This window comes from Geomonas subterranea (assembly GCF_019063845.1).
GTDB classification, from domain to species: domain Bacteria; phylum Desulfobacterota; class Desulfuromonadia; order Geobacterales; family Geobacteraceae; genus Geomonas; species Geomonas subterranea.
This window is the reverse complement of record NZ_CP077683.1, coordinates 4,168,460-4,186,898: the sequence shown is the minus strand read 5'-3', so window position 1 is coordinate 4,186,898 and position 18,439 is coordinate 4,168,460. Positions and strand designations below refer to the sequence as shown.

At 66.9% G+C, this 18,439-nt stretch carries 18 protein-coding genes; all 18 read right to left on the bottom strand.

Going from position 1 to position 18,439, the window contains the following annotated elements; translation table 11 throughout:
• Positions 1–160: 160 nt before the first annotated feature.
• The 18 genes from KP001_RS18355 to flgF all read right to left on the bottom strand — a co-directional run bounded on the left by KP001_RS18355 (position 161) and on the right by flgF (position 18,432).
• The gene (locus KP001_RS18355) at positions 161–3,133 is read right to left on the bottom strand and encodes a tetratricopeptide repeat protein (protein WP_217286990.1); all 2,973 of its coding nucleotides are present in this window, start codon (positions 3,131–3,133) and stop codon (positions 161–163) included.
• A 3-nt stretch (positions 3,134–3,136) separates the two neighbouring features.
• Positions 3,137–3,880: a glycosyltransferase family 9 protein gene (locus KP001_RS22105; RefSeq protein WP_239027823.1), complete on the bottom strand. Its 744-nt coding sequence runs from the start codon at positions 3,878–3,880 to the stop codon at positions 3,137–3,139.
• 92 nt (positions 3,881–3,972) lie between these two features.
• A complete protein-coding gene (locus tag KP001_RS18350) occupies positions 3,973–7,476 on the bottom strand; it encodes a tetratricopeptide repeat protein (protein WP_239027822.1) in 3,504 nt (1,167 codons plus the stop codon).
• Complete coding sequence (locus KP001_RS18345; protein ID WP_217286989.1) at positions 7,469–8,521, bottom strand: glycosyltransferase family 4 protein; 1,053 nt, start codon at positions 8,519–8,521, stop codon at positions 7,469–7,471. The genes KP001_RS18350 and KP001_RS18345 overlap by 8 nt, the downstream gene beginning before the upstream one ends.
• A gap of 221 nt (positions 8,522–8,742) precedes the next feature.
• On the bottom strand, positions 8,743–9,513 hold the full coding sequence (locus KP001_RS18340; RefSeq protein ID WP_217286988.1) for a flagellar motor protein MotB: 771 nt from the start codon (positions 9,511–9,513) through the stop codon (positions 8,743–8,745).
• On the bottom strand, positions 9,514–10,278 hold the full coding sequence (locus tag KP001_RS18335; RefSeq protein WP_217286987.1) for a flagellar motor protein: 765 nt from the start codon (positions 10,276–10,278) through the stop codon (positions 9,514–9,516). It lies immediately after the preceding gene.
• 40 nt (positions 10,279–10,318) lie between these two features.
• Positions 10,319–10,576: a flagellar FlbD family protein gene (locus KP001_RS18330; protein WP_217286986.1), complete on the bottom strand. Its 258-nt coding sequence runs from the start codon at positions 10,574–10,576 to the stop codon at positions 10,319–10,321.
• A gap of 157 nt (positions 10,577–10,733) precedes the next feature.
• Positions 10,734–11,099 carry a flagellin gene (locus KP001_RS22100; RefSeq protein ID WP_239027821.1) on the bottom strand — a complete coding sequence of 122 codons (366 nt, stop codon included), beginning with the start codon at positions 11,097–11,099 and terminating at the stop codon, positions 10,734–10,736.
• Between the two features lie 23 nt (positions 11,100–11,122).
• Positions 11,123–11,653, bottom strand: coding sequence for a flagellin N-terminal helical domain-containing protein (locus KP001_RS22095; RefSeq protein WP_239027820.1), 531 nt, complete (start codon positions 11,651–11,653; stop codon positions 11,123–11,125).
• An 11-nt stretch (positions 11,654–11,664) separates the two neighbouring features.
• Positions 11,665–13,110 carry a flagellar hook-associated protein FlgK gene (gene flgK, locus KP001_RS18320; RefSeq protein WP_217286985.1) on the bottom strand — a complete coding sequence of 482 codons (1,446 nt, stop codon included), beginning with the start codon at positions 13,108–13,110 and terminating at the stop codon, positions 11,665–11,667.
• Between the two features lies 1 nt (position 13,111).
• The gene (locus KP001_RS18315) at positions 13,112–13,612 is read right to left on the bottom strand and encodes a flagellar protein FlgN (protein WP_217286984.1); all 501 of its coding nucleotides are present in this window, start codon (positions 13,610–13,612) and stop codon (positions 13,112–13,114) included.
• Between the two features lie 10 nt (positions 13,613–13,622).
• The gene (flgM, locus tag KP001_RS18310; protein WP_217286983.1) at positions 13,623–13,925 is read right to left on the bottom strand and encodes a flagellar biosynthesis anti-sigma factor FlgM; all 303 of its coding nucleotides are present in this window, start codon (positions 13,923–13,925) and stop codon (positions 13,623–13,625) included.
• The gene (locus tag KP001_RS18305) at positions 13,915–14,256 is read right to left on the bottom strand and encodes a rod-binding protein (protein ID WP_217286982.1); all 342 of its coding nucleotides are present in this window, start codon (positions 14,254–14,256) and stop codon (positions 13,915–13,917) included. Before KP001_RS18305 ends, flgM begins: the two co-directional genes overlap by 11 nt.
• A 13-nt stretch (positions 14,257–14,269) precedes the next feature.
• Positions 14,270–15,361 (bottom strand): flagellar basal body P-ring protein FlgI, encoded by a 1,092-nt coding sequence (locus KP001_RS18300; RefSeq protein WP_217289652.1) that lies wholly within the window; start codon positions 15,359–15,361, stop codon positions 14,270–14,272.
• A 92-nt stretch (positions 15,362–15,453) separates the two neighbouring features.
• Entirely contained in the window at positions 15,454–16,122 is a 669-nt protein-coding gene (locus tag KP001_RS18295; protein ID WP_404813563.1) for a flagellar basal body L-ring protein FlgH, read from the bottom strand.
• A gap of 32 nt (positions 16,123–16,154) precedes the next feature.
• Positions 16,155–16,874: a flagellar basal body P-ring formation chaperone FlgA gene (gene flgA / locus KP001_RS18290; protein WP_217286980.1), complete on the bottom strand. Its 720-nt coding sequence runs from the start codon at positions 16,872–16,874 to the stop codon at positions 16,155–16,157.
• 6 nt (positions 16,875–16,880) lie between these two features.
• Entirely contained in the window at positions 16,881–17,669 is a 789-nt protein-coding gene (gene flgG / locus KP001_RS18285; protein ID WP_217286979.1) for a flagellar basal-body rod protein FlgG, read from the bottom strand.
• A gap of 46 nt (positions 17,670–17,715) precedes the next feature.
• Positions 17,716–18,432 (bottom strand): flagellar basal-body rod protein FlgF, encoded by a 717-nt coding sequence (gene flgF, locus KP001_RS18280; RefSeq protein WP_217286978.1) that lies wholly within the window; start codon positions 18,430–18,432, stop codon positions 17,716–17,718.
• Between the last annotated feature and the right edge of the window lie 7 nt (positions 18,433–18,439).

Genomic DNA, 18,439 nt, shown 5'->3' with positions numbered 1-18,439 from the left:
ATGCTGTCTTCTTCACTATCGGGCATCCTGCCCTACGGCGAGTAACTGATGAATTTCACCCCCTCATCGCCGGCGCGTCCTGCGCGTTTGTAAAGAATATCGACACGGCGGCCCCAGAACTTTAACGGAAAAGCGCCACCTTACGATTATTTTTGTCAAATTATTGGCAGCTCAACCTCTCTTGCAGGGCGGCACGGATCCGCCCCATCACGCCGGGCCAGTCGCCGGGGCGCCCCTGCCGGAAGATGCGCATGGCGGGGTACCAGGGGGAGTCCTCGCGCTCGGCGAACCAGCGCCAGTCGCATGAGTAAGGGAGGAGGAGCCAGACCGGCATCCCCATGCCGCCGGCCAGGTGCGCCGCCGCCGTGTCCACCGTGACGAGCAGGTCGAGCCCGGCCAGGATGGCGGCGGTGTCGCCGAAGTCCTTGATCTGCGGCGCGAGGTCGACGGCGGGGAGGAGGTCCGGATCCGGGGCCTCGCCCAGCTGCAGGGAATAAAATATCACACCCGGCATATCGGCAAGAGGGGCGAACTCCTTGAACGGGCAGGCGCGGTTTCTGGGAAGCGGCCCCCCGCGCCAGACCAGCCCGACCTTGAGCGTCGCCCCCTCCTCCAGCATGAGGCTCCAGAGCGCGGCGCGCCGCTCCTCGGGGAAGAGGTAGGGGCGCCAGGGAGGCATCTTTTCGAGCGTGGTCCCGAACAGGTGCGGCAGGCTAAGGAGCTGGACCTGCCAGTCGCAGGGCGGGAGCTCGTCTGCCGGCGCGTAGACCGCCGCCACTCCGGGAACCCGCGCCAGGAGGGGCTTGAGCGCCGGGATCTGGCAGCGCACCACCACCCGCCCTCCCCGCTGCGCCACCAGCGGCGCGTACCGGATGAACTGCAGCGTGTCGCCCAGCCCCTGCTCGCACTGCAACAGGATGGTGCGCCCGGAAAGCTCCTCGCCGCGCCAGAGCGGGACGGCGAGCTCCGGTTGGCATCCCGCCAGGCGCCACTCGTACTCGCGCCACCCCTCTTGAAAATCCCCCACCGACAGCAGGCTCAGGGCGAGGTTCCAGTGGGCCTCCGGGTGTTCGGGCGCCAGGCGCAACAGTTCCCGGTAGGTTTCTATGGCCTGCTGCGGCTGCATGAGATCCTGCCAGGCGGTGCCGAGGTTGATGCGCGCCTCCAGGTAGCCGGGGTCGAGCGCGATGGCATGGCGGTACAGATCGACCGCCTGGGCCGGCTCTTCCAGCACCTGCAGGCAGGAACCCAGGTTCACATAGGCGGGGAGGTAGGCCGGGTCGAGTGCGACGGCGCGCCGAAAGAGGGGCTCGGCGTCGTCGTGCTCCGCGCGGCCGACCAGGAGCGTCCCCAGGTTGTTGTAGGCGTCGGCCAACTGCGGCTTCAGCTCCATGGCGCGCCGGTAGCTCGCCTCCGCCTCGGCCCAAAGCCCCTGGTCCTGCAGGGCGAGCCCCAGGTTGTTGTAGACCTCGGCGCACTCCGGGAGCCGGGCCAGGAGGGCGCGGTAGAGGGTGACGGCGCCGTCGGTATCCCCCTGCATCCTGAGCCGGTTCGCCTCGCGAAACAACAGGTTCGGGTCCTGCCCTCCCCCGCCGCAAAGAGCGGCGATCCGGCCCCTGACGGAGTCGACCACCGGCTGCCACTCCCCCGGAGCCGGCTGGCGGTGCAGGGTCACGCTCGGGTACCAGGGGGAGTCGGAGCGGCCGTGCAGCCAGCGCCAGTCGCAGGAGAAGGGGAGCAGGAGGTGCACCGGCTTCCCCATGGCCGCCGCGAGGTGGGCCACGGCGGTGTCGACCGAGACCACCAGGTCGAGGTTGTCGATCAAGGCGGCGGTGTGCGCGAAGTCCTTGAGGGCGGGAGTGAGGTCGATAACGGTACCGGCAGCGGACAGGATGGCCAGGTCCTCGGCAGCCGCGCCCAGCTGCAGGTTGAACAGGGTCACCCCCGGCAGCGACGCCAGGGGGGCCAAGGCCCGCGCCGGGAGCGAGCGGTAGCGGTCCCTCTTGTAACCGGCGCTACCCGCCCAGACCACCCCTACCTTGAGCCCCGGGCCCTTGGCCGCCTGCTCGCGCCACAGCTCTCTGAGCGCTGCATCGGCCCGGAGCGGCGCCCCCTGCGGCGGGATGGATTCGAGGGTGGTCCCCAGAAGGTGCGGCAGGCTCATGAGATACGTGAAGGTGTCGAAGGGGGGGGGAGCGTCACCGGCGGCGCAGAGCAGCATCGGGTCTCCCTGCGCGGCGAAAAGCGGCAGCAGTTCGCGGCGGCACTCGAGCACCACCTTTTCACCGCGGCGCGCCAGCAGGCGGGCGTAGCGGAAGAACTGGATGGCGTCGCCGAACCCCTGCTCGGCCCGCACGAGCAGGGTCCGCCCCGCAAGCGGCGACCCGTCCCACATCTGCCTTCCCGGGACCCCGGCGGAAAAGCCCCCGGCCGGGTCCTTCAGGCGCCACTGGTATTCGCGCCACCCCTCACGGTACTCCCCGAGGGCGAGGAGGACGAGGGCGAGGTTCCAGTGGGCGTCGACGCTGTCGTGATCGAGCGACAGCGCCATGCGCAGGGCGGCCAGTGCCTCTTCGAAATCGTTGAGGGCGAGCAGCGAACCTCCCAGGTTCACCCACCCCTTCAGGTGGTCCGGCTGCAGGTCGACCACCTTCCTGTAGCATCGCGCCGCCCCCTGCCACTCTCCCTGCGCGCGCAGGGCGTGCCCCAGGTGGTAGTAGGCGTTGCCGTAGCCGGGGTCGAGCGCTATGGCGTCGCAAAAGCGCGCCACGGCCTCGTCCAGGCGCCCCAGCTTGAGAAGCGCGTTGCCGAGGTTTCCCATCGCTTCCGGGTAATCGGGCTTCAGCTCCAGAGCGGCACGGTAGCGCTGCTGCGCCTCCTCGAACCGTCCCAGGTCCTCGAGGATCACGCCGAGGTTGTTGTGCAGCTCGGCCTGCGCCGGGTCGAGGGTCGCGGCGCGGGAGAAGGCCTCCAGCGCCTGGTCCGGGCGGTCCAGGAGACGCGCGAGCACGCCCGAGAGGGTAAGCAGGTCGACGTCCTCGGGCGTCTCCCGCAACTGCTCCCGGCACAGCTCGTCCGCCCGCTCGACGCGGTTTTCCGCCAGGGCCTGTTTCAATTCGTCGCGGCTTTGCATCTACTATCGATCTCCTTTGGCCCGGACCAGCAGTTCCAGCTGCCGCGCCACCCGCTCCAGCACTTCGCCCCACTCGCCCCGGCGCTTCTGGCGGAACAGCCGGGCGGTCGGGTACCAGGGGGAATCCTCCCGCTCCATGAGCCAGCGCCAGTCGCAGGCCATGGGGAGGAGCACCCAGACCGGCACCCCGAGCCCCCCGGCCAGGTGGGCCACGGCGGTGTCGGCCGAGATGACCAGGTCGAGCTGGGTCAGGATGGCGGCGGTGTCCGCGAAGCTCTTGATCCCGGCGCCGAGGTCGGTCAGTTCCATCCCCGGCGGCGGGGTCGCGGCCTGTTCCGCCCCGTCCCCGACCTGCAGGGCGCAGAAGCGGGCCCCGGCAACCTGCGCCAGCGGCGCGAAGAGCGAGAGGGTAAGCGAGCGTTTCAGATCGTCCTTGTACGTTTTCCTACCCGCCCACACGAGCCCGACGCGGAAAGCGCCCTGCGGCATGGCGGCGCGCCAGCGCTCCACCAGGGTAGCATCGGCAGCAAGGTACGGGATGGGCGCCGGGATCGTCTCCAGGAGCGTGCCGCACAGGTGCGGCAGACTCATGAGGGGCGCGTGACAGTCGAACGCGGGGAGTGGTTCGCCCCGCACCAGCACCCGCGCCACGCCCGGCACCGTGGCCAGCACCGGCGCTATCGGCCTGGCCTGGCACTGCACCAGTACGGTCGCCCCCTGCGCCGCCAGGAGAGGCGCGTAGCGCACGAACTGGAAGGTGTCGCCAAACCCCTGTTCGGCGTGGAGCAGGATGGTCTTTCCCTGGAGGGGAGAGCCGTCCCAAAGCGGTTGCGGCAGGTTCAGGCGCGGGAGGGATCCACCTTGTCGAAGCGCCGCTCGGTACCCCTGCCAGCCGTCCCGGTACTCCCCAGCTGCAGTTGCACCAGGGCCAGGTTCCAGCGCGCGTCGGCATAGCCGGGATCGAGGGCGAGCACCTTCCGGTAGCAGTCGACGGCCGTGTCGACGTCGCACAGGGCGCGGCTTGCGGCACCGAGGTTGTTGAGCGCGTGCAGGTAGTCGGGCTTTATGCGCAGCGCATGGCGGTAGCACGCCACCGCCTCTTCCAGCCGTCCCTGCACCTGCAGCGTGATACCGAACGCGTTCCAGGAGGGGAGGTAGCCGGGGTCGTCGGCCAGGATGGCGCGGAAGGTGGCGGCGGCCGTGTCGAGGTCCCCCATGGCGTGCTGCAGCTCGCCCAGGTTGTGCCGGGCCTCCAGGTAGTCCGGCGCGACCGCGACCGCCCGCTGCAGCGCCTGCAGCGCCCCCTCGAACTCACCCTGCTCCTTGAGGGTCAGGGCCAGGTTGTGCCATGCCTGCGCCAGGGACGGATCGGCGGCCAGGGCGTGCCGGTAGCAGCCGGCAGCCTCGGCGAACCGCCCCAAGATGTAGAGACTGTTGCCCATGTTGTAGTGCGGTGCCGCGAAGCCGGGACAGAGCGCGACGGCCTGCCGGTAGCGCGCGATGGCCTCGGCATGTCTGCCCGCGCCGTCGAGGGTGCACCCCTCGTCGTTGTAGCGCTCGGCCTGCCGCATCGAATCCGCCGCCGGTGCCTGCCGTGCCCCCCGTTTTGTCGCAATGAGCTCGCCCAGGGCGCGCACCACCCGCTGCAGCACGCCATCCCAATCCCCCGGGGCGGATTGCCGGAACAGCCGCATGGTCGGGTACCATGGCGAGTCGTCGCGGCGGGTCAGCCAGCGCCAGTCCGGCACGAAGGGGACCAGGAGCCATACCGGGAGCCCCAGCGCCCCGCAGAGGTGCGCCACCGAGGTGTCCACCGAAAGCACCAGGTCGAGCCGGGCGGCGAGCGCGGCGGTGTCCGCGTAGTCGCGGATGGCCGGGGTGAGATCGGTCACGGGGAGGATCCCGGCGAGCTCGCCCCCGGCGCCGAACTGCAGGGAGTAGAACCCCACACCGGAAAGCGCGGAGAGCGCGGAGAGCTTTTCCGCCGCAAGCGAACGGTTCAGGTCGTTGGGGTGTCCGGGGTTCCCCCGCCAGGCGAGCCCCACCTTGAGGCTGCCGTCGTCGGGGAAGAGGGAGCCGCACGCCGCCAGCCGGGCGGGATCGACGTGCAGGTAGGGGACCTCTGCCGGTATGCCGGCAAGGTCGGTCCCGAAGATCCCCGGCAGGTCCATGAGCGACGCCTGCAGCTCAAACCGCGGGATGGTGTCGCCGCAGGCGAAGACCGCCTCGACGCCGGCCACCGTCTCCACCAGCGGCACGAGCCCGGGCGACTGCACCTCGATCAGCACCCGCCCCCCGCGCCCGGCCACCAGCGGTGCGTAGCGCACGAACTGGAGCGTGTCCCCCGCCCCCTGCTCGCCGTAGAGGAGGATGGTCCTCCCCGAGAGCGGCGCGCCGTCCCAGGCGGGGTACTCCTCCCACCTGCGCAGCGGCGCCTGGCTGCTTTTCTGGAAACGCCAGGAGAACTCGCGCCACCCCTCGGGAAGCTCCCCGTTCATGAGCAGGAAGACCGCCAGGTTCCAGTGCGCATCCGCGTACCCCGGGGAGCGCCGCACCACTTCCCTGAACTCGCCAAGCGCCTCCTCGAAGCGCCCCAGCTCCTTCAGAGTCGTTGCCAGGTTGTAGCGTGCCTTGACCAGGGCGGGGTCAAGCCGCAGGGCCTCGCGGTAGCTTTGCAGCGCACCCTCCAGCTCCCCCAGCACCTGCTTCACGATCCCCACCCCCTCGTGCAGTTCGGGCACCTCCCGTTCCAGGGCGAGCGCCTCTTCCAGGCTCACCGCCGCCTCGGCGAACCGCCCCTGCTGCTGCAGTGCCTGCGCCAGGGCATAGTGCGGCTGCCACTGCCGGGGCAGAAGCTGGGCGGCCTTGGTGAAGCGGACCGTCGCCTCGCGCGGCTTTCCCGCCGCGGCCAGGAAGGCGCCCAGGAGATAGTGGCTACCGCCGTCGAAGGGGTGCGCCGCGAGCCGCCGCTCCAGGAACTCCTGCACGGCAGCGGCGAGGGCCGCGGCCAGGCGCTCGACCACCTCGCCCCACTCCCCCTGGGTCTGCTGCCGGAACAGGCGCATGGTTGGGTACCAGGGTGAATCCTCCCGTCCGCACAGCCACCTGTAGTCGCCCGCCATGGGAAGCATCAGCCAGACGGGCTTCCCCAGCGCCCCGGCCAGGTGCGCCACGGAGGTATCGATGGAAATAACCAGGTCGAGCTGGGCGATGAAGGCGGCGGTGTCGCCGAAATCGCGGATGGCGGAGGTGAAGTCGATGAGCCCCGGGTACTCCCCCGGCGCGGCCGCCGCCTCGCCCACCTGCAGCGAGTACAGCGTCGCCCCCGGGATGCCGCCAAGCGGCGCCAGGGCCGCGAGCGGGCAGGAGCGGAACGGGTCGGGAACCGGCTTGCCGGCCCACACCACCCCCACCTTGAAGCCCGCGTCCGCGGAGAGCTTCGCCCGCCAGAGCCCGAGCCTCTGCGGCGGCGGGGAGAGGTAGGGGACGTGGTTGGGAACGGTGGCGAGGGTCGTATCGAAGAGGTGCGGCAGCGAAAGCAGTGGGACCTCGACGTCGAAGGGGGGGAGCGGCTCCCCCATGACGCAGACCTCGGCCACCCCCGGCATGCCGCGCAGGATGGGGGCCAGCGCGGCCGACTGGCACTCGGCGATGACGATGCCGCCGCGCTGCGCCACCATGGGTAGGTAGCGGGCGAACTGGATGGTATCCCCGAACCCCTGCTCCCCGTGCACGAGGATGCGCCGGCCGTCGAGCGGAGCGCCGTCCCAGGCGGGCGCGTGGAAGCCGCGCCTGGGCGAGGTGAAGTCGTCCCGTTGCCAGCGCCACTGGTACTCCGCCCACCCCTCCCGGAATTCGCCGGCCATGAGGAGGGCCAGGGCCAGGTTCCAGTGCGCGTCGGCGCAGTCGGGGCGGCGCCGCACCAGGTCCCTGAAGCAGGCGATGGCGCCGTCAACGTCACCGCTGCGCTGCAGCGCACCTCCCAGTGCGATGGCCGGCTCCAGTGCGTCGGGCGCCTTGACAAGCGCGAGGCGGAACAACCCGGCGGCCTCGGCGAAGCGTCCCAGTTTAAAGAGTGAAGAGCCCATGTTGTTCAGGGCGAGCGGGTCGCCTTCCCGTAGGGAGAGCGCCGTGCGGTACTCCTCGAGCGCCTCCTCGTGGCGCCCCGTCTCATCGAGGAGCGCCCCGAGGTTGATATGGGCGTCGGCGGCCAGCGCCCCTCCCGCCGAGGCCAATCCGCGGTAGAGCGGCTCCGCCTCGGCCAGGCGCCCGGCGCGCTGCAGTTGCAGGGCGCGGGAGAACTCCTGCGCCATGTCGTCCTTGTGCATCATGAGGCTAGGCATCCCGCATCCGGGCGAGCTCCGCCTGGTTGGCGAGCTTGGTAGCCAGGTAGTGGAACTGGCGCGCGGCGCCCCCCCAGGTGAGCCTCTTCATCTCCTCGGCGGCCAGCGCCCCCTTACCCGGGAGTTCGTGCCGGTTGCGGTAGACCTGTTCCAGCGTTTCGATGATCTCCTCCAGGTCCGGTTCCTCCCAGACGCCGGTCTGCACGCCGCCGCTGTTGATCACCATGGGGCGGTAGCGGGTGAGCGGGTAGGCGATGGTGGAGTTGATCACGTCGGCGTGGCCGCTCGTGTCGGAGGCGATCACCGACCTGCCGCAGGCCATGTACTCGCACATCACCATGTTGTTCCCCCCTTCGCAGCGGTTCGGGAACAGGCCCACGTGGGTACCGGCGAAGATTTCCCTGATGGCGTCGTTGTGCACCAGCGGGTGCACGAAGGTGCGCGCCGGGTCGAGCCCGTTATCGAGTGCGCAGCGTCCCGGGACGCTCAGGAAGTCCTCGTCGTCGTGGCGGTAGGTGATGAAAGGGGAGTTTTCCATGGTGAGAAGTGAAAAGGGCCACTGGTTGGTCCAGCTGCAGGAGAGGTAGACGTCACTGTGGCGCTGCATCAGCACCTTCATGGCGACGATGACCAGGTCCTGCCCTTTCCTGAGTTCGAACTTGCCGCCGGAGAAGACCACGAAGCGGTCATCCGGCGGGAGCGGCAGCGGGTAGAAGCGTTCGGGGTCGACCCCCTGGAGGATGGTGCAGCAGTTTTTCACCCCGCCGATTCGGAGCAGGTACTCGCACCACTTGGAGCCGGCCACGATGAAGTCCCACTGGCGCGCGGCCTGACGGGTGAAGTTGAGGATCTCGATGCTGTTCTCGAAGAAGCAGTAGCCGATGTTGATGCTGTCCCAGGCCTCGGGGTTCAGCGGCGCGAGGTTCTGCGACATGCAATGCAGCGTCACCCCCGGTACCGGGGGGAGCTGGGCGATCTCGCGCTCGAGGTAGGTGCCGGCAATGCCCCAGCCATGCATGGAGCCGCTGGGCATGGAAACTTTCATGATAGAAACCTCTCAGTGGTGATGGGTCGACCACTACACGTGAGCAACTACCGTACCAGCGGAGTAGCCAGGTGGCTAATACATTGAAAAGAATAGGGTTTATGGTAGGGCGGTGATGATGGGGTCATTTGTTTGACAGGGCGTCCGCCCATTAAAAGGGGACAGGCACCTGGCGGAGCCAGTCCCCTTTTAATAGGCGGACCCTCGGACGCGCGCCGAGACTACGGCTCGTTGCGCTCGCTCTGCTCGGAGAGAAGGACGATGTCGACGCGGCGGTTTTTGGCGCGCCCTTCTTCGTCGCTGTTGTCGGCTACCGGGCGGTACTCGCCGTAGCCGGCCGCGGAGATCCTGGCGGGGTCGAAATCTTCCTGTTTGGTGAGATACTGCAGCACGTTGGTGGCACGCGTGGTGGAGAGCTCCCAGTTGGACGGGAAGGAGGCGGTACTGATGGGAATGTTGTCGGTGTGCCCCTCGACGCGGACCGCGTTGGAATAGCTGGCCAGGGAGGCGATGACGTCCTTCAGGAGGGTCAGCGAACTCTGCTTGAGCGTGGCGCTCCCGCTGTCGAAGAATCCCGCCTCCTTCAGGCTCACCACCAGGCCGCGCTGGGTCACCGAAACGGAGACCTTGTTCTGCGCCCCCGCCTTCATCAGGTACGCCTCGATGGAGGCCTTGGTGGCACGGAAATCCTGCTCGCTGCCGCGGGTCCTGGTGCTGCTCATCCGTTTGGGAGCCTGCGTCACCTTGTGAATGGAGGGGATGACGCTCATGGAACCGGCGTCGATGACGGTGGGCTTGGCGCCTGCGGAGGTCGTGCTGTAACCGAAGGACTCGCGCATGGAGGCGAGCACCTCCTCGGCCTTCTTCTTGTCGGTCTGGCTCATGGCATAGAGCGTCACGAACACGGCGAACAAAAGCGTGATGAAGTCGGCGTAGGATACCAGCCAGCGCTCGTGGTTGGGTTCTTTTTCGTGCTCCTTTTTCCTAGCCATTTACTTCCCCTTCTTCTCGCCGCCGTCATGCAGGTAAGCCCTGAGCTTCTGCTCGATGAAGTGGGGGTTCTCGCCGTTCTGGATGGCGATGAGCCCCTCGATCACCATCTCCTTCTGCAGGAGTTCCTCCTTCAGGCGGATCTTCAGCTTGGTGCCGAAGGGGATGCAGAAGATGTTGGCTGTCATCAGGCCGTAGATGGTGGCGACGAAGGCGACGGCGATGCCGCCGCCGAGCTTGGACGGGTCGGAGAGGTTACTCATGACGTGGATCAGGCCGAGCACCGCGCCGATGATGCCGATGGTGGGGGCGAAGCCGCCGGCGGACTCGAAGACCTCGGCGCTGTGCTTGCCGTGCGCCTCGAAGGAGCTGAGTTCGATCTCCATGGTCTCCCTGAGCTTTTGCGGGTCGATGCCGTCCACCACCAGCGATATCCCCTTCTTGGTGAAGGAATCCTTGACCGTCTGGGCTTCCTGCTCCAGGGAGATCAGGCCGTTTCTACGGGCCTTGGCTGCATAGTTGATGATGTTCTTGATCACCGCCTCGGGGTCTTCCTTGGGGGGCATGAAGACCTTCTTCAGGTCCTTGACCGCGGTCATCAGGATCGGCAGCGGGAAACTGACGATGGTCGCCGCAGCGGTGCCGCCGAGCACGATGATGGCTGCCGTCGGCTGTATCAGCGCCGACATGTGCAGCCCTTCCAGGGCCGCGCCGCCGAAAACGGCGAAAAGCCCCAGGACGATTCCGATTATGGTCGATAAATCCATATCTTTTCCTGGATCGTGTCAACGCTCACCTGCGAGCGGGTTAGATCCTGCAGTTGGGATGGTAGCATTCCGCATCCCGTTTGCGCAGGTAGCGCCGGGGCACGCCCGACGAGGCGTGCCGGAACAGGTGCGCCTTGAAGTTGACGATCCGGCCGATCACCACCCGCGCCGGCTCCAGCACCAGGTACCGGTTGCCGTTGGAAAGGGTGATGTGCGTATCCGGGGTCTCCGTGATGACCTCTATCAGGTCCGGGTTCAGGTACATCTCGGTACCGTCTCGTGTTGTCACCTTGACCATGTGCTCCCCCTGCGGAATGCGGCAGATAGTTTGTTTTTCGGATGCATCCCCGAAAGCTTTAGCGCTATCACCGCCCTTGTCAAAAAAGAAACTGAAAAGGCCGTGCGAGCCTGGCCAGCTCACACGGCCCTTGGTGGCGCGGGGGTACGCGGCGACCCTACTTCAAGTAGTCCAAAAGCGAGAGCTGGCTCAGCTTGGAGGTGGCCGACAGCGCCGCGTTGAAGGCGGTGGTCTGCTGGGAGAGCAGCACGCCGGCCTTGGCGTAATCCACATTCTGGATGTCCCCGAAAACCGTCTTCAGCGTGTTCTGGTTGTTGGCGATCATGCTCTTCATGTTGTCCAGGCGCACCAGGCGCCCCCCGACGTCGCTCTGCGCCACGGTGATCTGGTCGGCGCCCGCCTTCACGTTCTTGACGCCGTCCAGGATCCCGGCGCTGTCCTTGTTGTTGATGGCGAGGATCAGCGCGTCGATGGAACCGAGGATGTTGACCGGTCCCTGCCCCGCGGTGGCCCCGCTCCCCACCGCCGCCGGCGGTTTGCCGCCGTTTAGGAGGTCCCTCCCGACACCGTGGTCCCCACTGAGCTGTTCGGGGCGATCTCGACCTGCGGAATATCGGTGGTGCCGCTGAAGACGCCGGTGGAGCTGAAGGGCTGGCTGGTGGAGAAGCCGCCGAAGACGTACTGGTCCCCCAGGCGGGTGTTACCCATGTCGATCAGCTGGCTCTTCAACTGGGTCAGGTTGGTCACCGCGCTCGCGCTGCCGGCGGCGTCCAGGGTGCCGGCCACCATGTCGCCGGCGATCTTTTTCACCTGCTGCATGAGGTCCGCCATCCCGGAGAGAGCGGTGTTGGTCACGTTCAGGAGCGTCTCCGACTTGGTGATGTTGGAGCTGTACTGGTCCCCCGAGGCGATCTGCTCCTGCAGGTCCAGGAGCTGCCTGGTGGAAAGGGGATCGTCGCTGGGGCGGTTGATGTTGTTGCCCGAGGCGATCTGCTCCTGGAGCTGGTCGATGGCGGTTCGCCCCTGCTGCAGGTTGTAAATAGCGTTGTCGGCGCTCATGCCCGGCGTGATTCTCATGATCGTTTCTCCTATCGCACCATGTTCAGGATGGTGTCCAGCATGTCGCTCCCCGCGTTGACCATCTTGGCGGAGCCCTGGAAGGCGCGCTGGTACTTGGTCAGGTTCAGAAGTTCCTCGTCCAGGGACACCTCGGAGTTGGAAGAGCGAAGCGCGTTCAGCTGCTTCAAGAAGGCGGCGTTTTGGGCGGTGACGTTCTGCTTCCCCTCGGTATCGACGCCCACCTGGGAAACCATCGAGTTGTAGAAGTTGCCGAAGGTGGCGCTCCCGGTGCTGAAGGCGAAGGTGGTGCTGCCGAGGTTGGCGAGCTTCACCGCGTTCACGTTGTTGCCGCTGCTGGTCGGTATCGGATCACTTCCGGTTGGCAAGGCCGCCGCGATCTTGATGGCGGAGATACCGGAGTCGAGCGCGATGCTCCCGGCGGTGACGCCGGCCGGGTCGAAGAAGTTGTTGCCGGTAGTGCCGTCCAGCGCGTACCCCGCCCTGTGCAGCGTGTTCACCTGGGTGGCGACCTGGTTGGCCATCTCGTCCAAAAGGGAGCGGTACTTGGGGACGATGCTGTCACGCACCTCCATGGTGCCGCCGAGCTTCCCTCCGATCGCTGCGCCGTCGCCTACGGTGCCCACCAGGGTGTCGGTGCCGGGGGCGTTGGCCGGGGGCGGGTTGCCCAGCCCCGAGAGCATGATGTCGTTGGTCGCGGGCGAACCGGTAGCGTTGGTGTAGAGCGTCGCGTACCTGGTGCTGGAGACCAGGGTTCCCCCGCCGGCCAGGGTGACCGAGGCGGTGTTGTCGTTGGCGATGCTGTAGCTCATGCCGGTCTGTTCGGATAGCTTTCTAAGCAGGAGGTCCCGCTGGTCCAAAAGTTCGTTGGGGTTCCCCCCCACGGCGCTCGTGGCGAGGATCTGCTGGTTCACCAGGGCGAGGTTCCGGGCGTTGTCGGTCACCTCGGCGGTGATGCCGACCAGGTTGCTGTCCGCCGTCGAGGCGACCGAGGTGAGCCCGTAGTCGGCCTGGTGGAAGCTGTCCACCATGATCTGGGCGCGGGTCAGCACCGCCTGCCGCTCGGCCGCGCCGGAGGGGTTGACGGAGAGGTCCTGGAAGGCGCCGAAGTAGTTGGCGACCGCGGTCCCCACGCCGTCGGAGGTGAGCGAGTTGAAGCTCGGCTCGATCTGCTCCAGCGCCGACTGCTGCGCGAGCCCCTCCTGGTAGCTGCTGTTGGCGTTCACCAGCTGCAGTTGCAGCATGTTGTCGTAGCTGCGCTGCACCGCCGAGATCTGCACCCCGGTCCCAAGCGGAAAGCCGTTGGCCGTTCCCACCGGCTTGTTCTCCATGATCACCCGCTGGCGCGAATACCCCTCGGTGTTGACGTTGGAGATGTTCTCGCCGGTGACCTCGATGGCCAGGCGGTTGGCCGTGATCCCCGAGGAGGCTATGTCGAAGAGGGTGTTGATGCCCATGCTAGATCTCCTTGCTGACGAAGCCGCTGGCGCCGCGCCCGGCGTTCACGAAGGCACCCGCCCCGCCGTAGGTCTGCCCGGGGTTGAAAAGACGGTTGAAGAAGTTGACCGAGCGCCCTACCACGTTAAGGGAATCCTCTATCAGCCTCCGGTGCAGCGCGAGCGCCCCATGCAGCGCGCGGGCGTTGCCGGTCACCGAATCCTGCGCCTCCTTGAGCGCCTGTTTTTCCGGCGCGCCGAGCCGCTCGATGATGGGCGACAGCGTGCTCTCCCCCGGCATGCCGAGGTCGGCGCCTATGGCGGCGATCATCCCCTGGCACTGCCCGGAGAGCCTGGCGAGCCGTTCCATCCCGGCGGTGATCTCCTGCTGGTTCTCCTCCATCCTGGCCATGTCCAGGGAAGCCATGCACTCCTGCTCCTCCTGCAACAGCGCCTGCATCTGGTCGAGGAGCACCCCCTTCTCGCACAGGGCCGCTATCAGTTCGACTACGTTACGATCCATCGATTCCCCCTTAACGCGTCTTGTACGCGTCCATCATCTTTTGCGCCAGCGCCGACGCCTCCACGCGGTAGGAGCCGTTTTGCAGGTTCTGCTTGGCGAGCGCCACCCGGTCCGTCCTCACGTCGGGCATCGCCGCCACCTCGGACTTGAGCTTTTGCAGCTCCTTCGCCTGCGGCGAGATCTCCACCCGGTCGAACGGGATCACCCGCCCCGCCGGACGGCTCCCCTGCACCGCCTGCGTCTGTTGCGCGTCGTTCCGGACCTGCTGCGATCGGTTCAGGTCGACTACGTAAGCTGAACCTTCAATCCGCATCCCGCACCCCCTTAGCCGGAGCCGGCGTGCCGTAGGCGCGCGACAGCTCCCTCTCTATGGTTTGCGCCAGTCCTATGCCGCCTCCCTGCACCGCGGCGTTGGCGTATTCCTGGTCCAGCAGGGAACGGAAGGTCTCTTCGCCTTTCCCCCCGCCGGTCAGGGTGTCCTTTCCCACCGTGTCCCGCATCGACTTCAGCATCATGGCGACGAACATCGACTCGAACTCGCGCGCCACCTTCTTGATCTGCTCCGGGTTCTGCTCCTGGCTCCGCTTCTGCACCTTCAGGTCGGTGACGGGGAGCGCGTTATCCGGTATCGGCTTCACATCCATGGCCGCGCCCTCCCTACATCACGTTCAGCTCGGCGTTGAGCGCACCGGCGGCCTTGATGGCCTGCATGATGCCGAGGAGGTCCCTGGGGGTCACCCCGAGGGTGTTGAGCCCCCGCACCACCTCGCCCAGGTTGGCCCCTTCGCGCACCAGGGAGAGGTTCACCTTCTCCTCGGCGATCTTCAGGTCGGTCCTCGGGACCACGGTGGTGGTGCCGGTCTTCGAGAAGGGAGCGGGCTGGGAGACCCTCGGGCTCTCCTTGACCACCACGGTCAGGTTGCCGTGGGAGACGGCCACGGTCGAGATGCGCACGTTTTCGCCCATGACGATGGTGCCGGTTCGCTCGTTCATGACCACCTTGGCCAGCACGTCCGGGTTCACCTCGAGCCGCTCCAGGTCGGCCACGAACTCCACCACGCGGTTCTTGTACTCGCCCGGGATGCTGATCTGCACGCTCCCGGGGTCGTTCAAGGACGCCGAGCCCTGGAAGCGGCCGTTGATGGCGGCGGCGACCCGGGCGGCGGTGGTGAAGTCGGACTGGTGCAGGTTGAGCTTCAAGACCGGGCGGTTGGCCAGCACGTTGGGGATCTCACGCTCCACGAGCGCCCCTTCGGGGACGGTGCCCGCGGTGGGATGGTTCTTCACCGCGGTGGTGGCCTGCCCCCCGTAGGAGAAGGAGTTGGTCAAGACCGGCCCCTGCGCCACCGCGTAGACCTGGCCGTCCGCGCCCTTCAAGGGAGCCAACATCAGGGTGCCGCCGGCGAGGCTCTTGGCGTCGCCCATCGACGAGACCAGCACGTCGAGCTTGTTCCCCTGCTTGGCGAAGGGGGGAAGCTGGGCGGTCACCATGACGGCGGCCACGTTCTTCACCGTGATGTCGGCGCGGTTCACGGTAAGCCCCAGCCGCTCCAGGGCGCCCACCAGGGACTGCACCGGGAACTTGGTCTGGTCCGAGTCGCCGCTGCCATTCAGGCCGACCACGAGGCCGTAGCCGATGAGCTGGTTGTCGCGCACGCCGTCGAAGGCGGCGATGTCCTTGATGCGCGCCCCCAGGGCGAACTGGGGGAGCAGCAAAAGGATGAGCAGTGCCAGCGAGCTTTTTGAAATAACGTTAATTTTCAAGCGTTTCACCTAACCCTTTTCGGCCGCCGCGTCGGAATCTTGACAGAGAAGCGTCAATTCCCAAACAGGCGGCCCGCCTAGAACGGCCAGATCTTGTCCAGCGCGTTCAAGAGCCACCCCGGTTTCTGGCGGTCCGAGATGATCCCCTTGCCGGAATAGGAGATCCTGGCGTCGGCGATGAGCGCCGAGTTGATGGTGTTGTCCGTGCTGACGTCGCGCCCGCGCACGGTGCCGGTGAGGACGATTATCTGGTCCTCGTTGTTCACCTTGACGTTGCGCCTTCCCTCGATGAGCATGTTGCCGTTGGGGATCACCTCCACCACCTTGGCGGAGATGGTCGCCTGCAGGGTTTCCTGGCGCGAGGTGGAACCGGCGCCGTCGAACTTGGAGCCGTAGCTTGCGCTCAGCATGTTGGCGAGGTCGGCCCAGCTCTTGATCGGGGTCTTCTCCAGGCCGAGGAGCTTCGGGATGCCACCGCTGATCGAGGAGTCGCGCGAGGTCCCGGTGGCGGCCTTCTTGCTGGCGCTGGCGTTCTCGGAGATCACCACGGTGATGATGTCGCCGCGCCTTCTCGCCTTCATGTCCTCGGCGAGCCCCGTGGAGGAGGCCTGCCACAATGAGCCGGTGGCGTAGCTCACCTGCGGCGCCGGGATCTGTTCATCGAAGGTGGGGGTGGCCACCTCCGCGGTCTGGTGCGCGCAGGCCGAAAGCCAGAACAGCGGCAGGCACAGGGCCGCCGCCTTCACTATGGTCAAGCTGTCGTTTTTCTTGCGGTCCATCAAAAATCCACCTTTACCGTGGTCGCGTCGATCACGCGCGCCGCGATCTCCTTCTGCGAGGAGAGGTTCTGCACCGTGATCAGGTCGCCCGAGGCGCCGGCCCCCTTGGCCCTTCCCGTCGCGGTGATGCGCACCACGTCGTTCTCTGCCACGATGGTCACCACCTGGCCGCTCTTGACGATGGGCACCTTCTCGAGATTGTCCTTTCTGACCGGGGCGTTGGCCCTGAGCGTGCTCTTCACGCGGAGCCCCACAGCCTCGTCGATGTTGTTGAAATAACGCCCCTGCACCTGGGCCAGGTCCCGCTTCACGATGGCGAGGTCGGAGGCCGAGAGCACCTCGCCCCGCTCCAGGGTGCGCGCGGCCACCACCATCTCGGCCAGGGCCTCGACCTCGACCAGCACGGTCTGGTTCTTCTTCACCTGGTCGTCGACCCGCACCATGAGGGCCACCGAGGCCGGGCCGTACCCCTCCCAGCGCTCCGGGGCCACCACGTCGAAGGTCACCTTCCCGGCGGGGAGCTTCAGGTCCCCCTGGTAGTTGATCTTCTTCACGGTGATGTCGGCGTTCAGGGGGGCCGCCTTCCGCACCAGGTAGTCGTTGATGGCCGCCTTGACGGTTGCCTCGCTCACCACGTTGACCGGGGCCGGGGCCGCGGCGCGGGCGAAGCCTGCGAGCGGCAGGGCGAGCATCGCGAGAGCCAGCACAAACCCGCGCATCAGGAGCTACCTCTTGAGCGCAGCGGCCTGCTGCAGCATGTCGTCCGAGGCCTGGATCGCCTTGGAGTTGATCTCGTAGGCGCGCTGGGAGACGATCATGCTCACCATCTCCTCCATGACGCTCACGTTGCTCTGCTCGATGTACCCCTGCTCGAGGGTCCCCAGCCCGTTCTGCCCGGCGGTGCCGGTGGTGGCGTTGCCCGAGGAATCGGTGGGGAGGAAGAGGTTCTTGCCGATGGCGTTGAGCCCGGCGGGGTTGGTGAAGGAGGCGAGCTGGATGGTCCCCACCGTGGTGGAGGCGGTCTGTCCGGCCTGCTGCACCGACACGGTGCCGTCGGAACCGATGTTGATGCTGGTGGCATTGCTGGGGATGACGATCTCCGGGATTACCGGTTGGCCGTCGGAGGTGACCACCCTCCCCTGCCCGTCCTTCTTGAGCGAGCCGGCGCGGGTGTAGGCGGTGGTGCCGTCGGACTGCTGCACCTGGAGGAAGCCGTCCCCCTCTATGGCCATGTCCAGCTCGTTCCCCGTGTGGACCATGGTCCCGGTGGTGAAGATCTTGCTCACCGCGCCGGGGCGGACGCCGAGGCCGACCTGGATGCCGGTCGGGATGGTGGTGGTGTTGGTGGCCGGAGCGCCCGTGGTCTTCTCGGTCTGGTACATGAGGTCCTGGAAGTCCGCGCGGCTTTTCTTGAAGCCGGTGGTGCTGGAGTTGGCCAGGTTGTTGGCCACCACGTCTATGTTGAGCTGCTGAGCCTGCATCCCGGATGCGGCGGTCCAAAGTGCTCTGATCATCGAAATCTCCTTAACGGCTTGACGGCCGTTCTACGTTCTAAGGGGTTTAGACCTTCCCGAGGTCGTTGGCGGCGCGGGAGGTGAGGTCGTCGTAGGTCTTGACGGCCTTGGCGCAGATCTCGAAGTAGCGGCTCGTCTCGATCAGGCGCGACATCTCCACCACGGCCTTCACGTTGGAGGTCTCCAGGTACCCCTGCTTGATCCCGGCCGTGGAGGCGGTGGTCGCGGCGTTGGGGTCGGCCGGCTGGAACAGGCCGTTGCCAAGCTTGTTGAAGGCGTAGGGCTTGGCGAAATCGACCGCGCTGATGGTCCCTACCGTGTTGCCGTTCACGCTCACCTGCCCGGTGGGGCCGATCTCGACCTTGCCGTTGGCGGGGACCGTGATCGGGCCGCCTCCCCCCTGCAGCTCGTAGCCGTCCGCGGTCACGAGCCTGCCGTTCGAGGCCAGGTGGAAGTTCCCCTGGCGGGTATAGGCCGTCCCCTGCGGCGTGCTCACCGCGAAGAACCCGTCACCCTCCAGCGCCACGTCGAGCGCGTTGTCGGTGCGCTGCAGGCTGCCGGCGGAAAAGTCGGTCGAGTAGCGGTCGTTGCTGAACACCGGCCCCTGTGTCGAATTTTTGACATTGGCCAGCACGCTTTCGAACTGGATCTGGTCCGCCTTGAAACCGGTGGTGCTGGCGTTGGCCAGGTTGTTGGAGATCACGTCCAGCCTGCGCTGCGCGGAAAGGTTGCCGGTTAGGGCTGCGTACATCCCTGCGTTCATGCTCTCC

Excerpts from the sequence above, each read along its gene's own strand:
- KP001_RS18315 (WP_217286984.1), bottom strand. The coding sequence starts at position 13,612 with ATGGATCGTAACGTAGTCGAACTGATAGCGGCCCTGTGCGAGAAGGGG.
- flgA (WP_217286980.1), bottom strand. The coding sequence starts at position 16,874 with ATGCGCGGGTTTGTGCTGGCTCTCGCGATGCTCGCCCTGCCGCTCGCA.
- KP001_RS18330 (WP_217286986.1), bottom strand. The coding sequence starts at position 10,576 with ATGGTCAAGGTGACAACACGAGACGGTACCGAGATGTACCTGAACCCG.
- flgG (WP_217286979.1), bottom strand. The coding sequence starts at position 17,669 with ATGATCAGAGCACTTTGGACCGCCGCATCCGGGATGCAGGCTCAGCAG.
- KP001_RS18350 (WP_239027822.1), bottom strand. The coding sequence starts at position 7,476 with ATGCCTAGCCTCATGATGCACAAGGACGACATGGCGCAGGAGTTCTCC.
- KP001_RS18305 (WP_217286982.1), bottom strand. The coding sequence starts at position 14,256 with ATGGATGTGAAGCCGATACCGGATAACGCGCTCCCCGTCACCGACCTG.
- KP001_RS18340 (WP_217286988.1), bottom strand. The coding sequence starts at position 9,513 with ATGGCTAGGAAAAAGGAGCACGAAAAAGAACCCAACCACGAGCGCTGG.
- flgF (WP_217286978.1), bottom strand. The coding sequence starts at position 18,432 with ATGAACGCAGGGATGTACGCAGCCCTAACCGGCAACCTTTCCGCGCAG.
- flgK (WP_217286985.1), bottom strand. The coding sequence starts at position 13,110 with ATGGGCATCAACACCCTCTTCGACATAGCCTCCTCGGGGATCACGGCC.
- KP001_RS18335 (WP_217286987.1), bottom strand. The coding sequence starts at position 10,278 with ATGGATTTATCGACCATAATCGGAATCGTCCTGGGGCTTTTCGCCGTT.
- KP001_RS18355 (WP_217286990.1), bottom strand. The coding sequence starts at position 3,133 with ATGCAAAGCCGCGACGAATTGAAACAGGCCCTGGCGGAAAACCGCGTC.
- flgM (WP_217286983.1), bottom strand. The coding sequence starts at position 13,925 with ATGCGGATTGAAGGTTCAGCTTACGTAGTCGACCTGAACCGATCGCAG.
- KP001_RS18345 (WP_217286989.1), bottom strand. The coding sequence starts at position 8,521 with ATGAAAGTTTCCATGCCCAGCGGCTCCATGCATGGCTGGGGCATTGCC.
- KP001_RS22095 (WP_239027820.1), bottom strand. The coding sequence starts at position 11,653 with ATGAGAATCACGCCGGGCATGAGCGCCGACAACGCTATTTACAACCTG.